General features: G+C 37.3%; 3 protein-coding genes and 1 pseudogene. All 4 read right to left on the minus strand.

The annotated features are described in order from the left end of the window. Window positions 1-409: 409 nt before the first annotated feature. A pseudogene (locus HMPREF1152_RS09190) lies at window positions 410-538 on the minus strand (Maff2 family mobile element protein); the annotation flags it as partial. A 3-nt stretch (window positions 539-541) separates the two neighbouring features. Next, on the minus strand, window positions 542-853 hold the full coding sequence (locus HMPREF1152_RS01025; protein WP_005541371.1) for a single-strand DNA-binding protein: 312 nt from the start codon (window positions 851-853) through the stop codon (window positions 542-544). Window positions 854-1,203: 350 nt separating this feature from the next. Continuing rightward, complete coding sequence (locus HMPREF1152_RS01030; protein WP_009643284.1) at window positions 1,204-1,956, minus strand: alpha/beta fold hydrolase; 753 nt, start codon at window positions 1,954-1,956, stop codon at window positions 1,204-1,206. Between the two features lie 89 nt (window positions 1,957-2,045). Next, window positions 2,046-2,815 (minus strand): VirD4-like conjugal transfer protein, CD1115 family (locus tag HMPREF1152_RS01035; RefSeq protein ID WP_039883305.1); only part of this gene is annotated, 770 nt, incomplete at its 5' end.

The raw sequence follows: 2,815 nt of genomic DNA on the forward strand, positions 1-2,815 counted from the left end.
CCTGTAACGATATATGGATTTTCATAACAACCATTCTTACTCATCCACAAACACCCCATCTTTGATGGGAATTGCCGTTAGGCAAATTCAAACGTTTAGACTTGTACATTCGGAAGTACGTCAGTGCTTTGGTATACACATTCTCACCATGCGTATTCGACACCCGACATATAGGCAGCACCGTCCACCTCTGGACAGCTTTCGTGTCTGATGTTAATATCAGTCTTACGGCTACTCTCTGCCGACTTCACCGAGCTTTTGACAATGAAATAGTCTAATATTCATTGCCAATCGGAGTATCAGTGTAGGCATTTCAGGGCGTTACCCCGTCATTCTACCTATCAGATTGTCAGTTCTCCTAAGTTTTGAACTTTTAGTCCTTTGACTTAGTGCATAAGCTTTTCACTTATGAACGTGTCGCACGATTGTCATTACCATATCCTTCCATCAGGTTGATAACGCCCCATGCTCCAAGTCCTGCACCTACTGCCATAACCAAAATCTTTAATACATTAACTGCCTGTGTAAAAAATGCCATAAGTTATTCCTCCTCATTTTCTTCTTTCTTTTCAATTTTGTTGTAGGACTTCACTACAAAGTTTTTGTAAGTCTTTCCCTCTTTTTCACGCTTCTTAAAGTAACCAAAGATATGAATCAAATCGCCTTTTTCAAAGTCCTTTGCCTTCTCAGCTTTTTCTCCATAGGCTGCACAGTTAATATACTCCTTGCCTTTACCGTACTTTTTTACAAGCGTGAAGTTTGCAACTTCTACCGTTTCTCCGTCTTTTTCAAAGTTTGAGAAAGTAGGTTCCGCCACTAAGTTGGCGTTGATGTTAATCATTTCTTGTTTCATTTTTTTAAATTTCTCCTTTTCATTTCAATAAAAAAAGCGACCAGAAGTATTACTTTTCCAATCGCTGATACTCTTACTATTTAGTTTTTTCTTAGTGGGACTTCTGATCCTTATCATCTTATCTCCTTTATTGTCTTTAACATATTTAAGGGAATTAGCATTTTGTCGTGTATATATTAGTGAAAGGTACTTGAAATACTAGTTCGCTAATTAGCGAGTTTCCCCTATTTATTGATCGCAATATAAATTGAAAATAGGCATGAAAAAAGACGATAGATTTTTTTTCTTTTCTATCGTCTTACGCATTTAGTATTCAATTTTTCAGTTCAACAAACTGCAATTTGTCTGTCTCAAAACAATTCGTTTATCATTGTCACAAATAAATCCGGTTTCAATAAAACAAGACCTGCATGCCCCAGTTTAGGCAAAACCTTGAATTCTGTTTGCGGAAAATGCTGATTCATATAGGCGATATCAAGTTTTCGCTCCTTTTCTTCGCCATCGGCATACCAGTAATGCATTTGCGTATCGACCTTCGGAATGGGCTGTGGAATCTTATAGTTGTTGCATGAGTCAAAAGTTCTCCATAACGTTTTTCTACTGGAGCACTTCAAAACATCTGCAACATATTGAAGATCTTCCTTCGAATATTCATCGGTAGCAAAAGCCTTCTCAAGCAAGCGCACTCCACCTGTCCTGCCCAGCATCACCATGAGATAGTCTCTCAAGGCGATAAAGCGTGTGACAAGCCATGGTAGCTGATATGGTGTAATGCCTCCGTCCATAATGCAGTGTCTGATTGGAATAAGTTGTCCAAGCGTTACCATTAAAGCAACGGAGCCGCCCATCGAGCACCCATATACTGCATACAATTCGGCAATCTCTTCAGCCTGAAGCCACTCATTCAATTCGGCAGCGATCTTCTCAATGCTTGTAAAGTCACTTTCATCATCAGAATCATATCCGGGAAGAGCCGGAATAATCAGATGATATTTGTTTTTGAGAAGCGGAATTAAATGTTCAAAATAATCCCATCTTACAACAGAAGGATGTATCAGCAGAATTGCTTGTTCATTACCTTTTCCAAATTCATGTATATTCATTAGTCTAATCCATCCTGTGTACAAATTCAAATTTATCTAGCTCTATTATATCAAATATACCCTCGACCATATAGTTATAACAGTAAATCTTACAATCTTGTAATTACCGTATTTCTATTAAGCTTAACCTTGCCTTTTCTCTTTATATATTCTTCAATATCAAACACATTCTTCTTGTCATAATCTTCTAAGAACTTATAGTTCTTATGCTTTGTGATGTCGAATTTATCTGAAAGAAAAGGTCTTACACCTCTAAGCTGAAAAATACATTTACTACCGTCCATTACAGTAATCTCATCTTGGCTCATCAGTTCCTTACCTGTCTTTTGATAATTAAGTCCGAAAGACTTTTGATTTGACCTTGTTTCCGATGTGTTATATAAATCTATCGTTTCTTTTCCCAGTGTTTCAGACAATTCTTTTAGTGTAGTTTTCTCCTTGCCACCAAGGAACAAGGTACTATCACAGTTACCTACGATTGTATCGGCATTATCCTTATAGATTGCCTTTAACTGAGATTGTGCTTGAAGTATGATACTTGCTGATATTTCTCTGGAACGGATTGTTGCAATTAACTTCTCAAACTTAGGTATTAAACCAATGTTTGCAAATTCATCAAGTAAGCATCTCACATGGATAGGTAATCGTCCGCCATATACATCATCGGCTTTATCACATAAGAGATTAAAAAGTTGTGAGTACATAATGGATACTACAAAGTTAAAGGTATCATCTGTATCAGAGATAATAACAAAGAGTGCCGTTTTTCTATCTCCCAGTGTATCAAGCTCAAGTTCATCTTCACTCATCAAGTCCCTAAGTTCCCTAATATCAAATGGAGCAAGCCTTGCACCACAAG

Origin of the sequence: Mogibacterium sp. CM50 (genome assembly GCF_000293155.1) — a bacterium.
GTDB lineage: Bacteria > Bacillota > Clostridia > Peptostreptococcales > Anaerovoracaceae > Mogibacterium > Mogibacterium timidum.